Here is a 517-nt window from a genome sequence, read left to right on the forward strand (position 1 = left end):
AAACGGCCGCGATGGTATTATTAAGTGGCGTGACTCAGTGGGTATGAACTCAACGGTGACATTGGAAGCTGTGGAAAAGTCCTCCAATAAGAATAATCAAGTTTGGAGTGATAATAATAAGTACGTGGTACGTCAGTTGAAAGATAAAAATAAAGAATAGATAGAGTATATGAAGTCTTTAACAACCTTTATAAAAGAGTCTTTTGATTTCAAGGAATTTGAAACTACAAAGAAAGGTTTTTTAGTGGCTAAAAAACATTAAGTTAATGGGCAAGGTATGTACCAAGAGGTATTTGATGAGTTAAAAAATAGTGACCGTTTTTCTAACGATGCTTATGCTAAAGCAGGTTTGTTGCTTAATGATTTGTGGCGTATTTTAGAAGAACCGAAAATTGTAAATGAAGACCCAGATTGTAGTAAAGCTGTAATAATGAATAATATTTCGGTTCTAAATTTCATTTTTACAAAATCAAAATGTAAAGATGGTTTAGAAGCATACGAAAAATTAACAGATATA

At 31.9% G+C, this 517-nt stretch carries 1 protein-coding gene; it reads left to right on the forward strand.

The features are described from left to right. Positions 1-277: 277 nt before the first annotated feature. Positions 278-517: hypothetical protein (locus tag RAD15_RS43495; RefSeq protein WP_458184811.1), on the forward strand; the 240-nt coding region annotated here is incomplete at its 3' end.

This window comes from Bradyrhizobium sp. 14AA, from assembly GCF_054185205.1.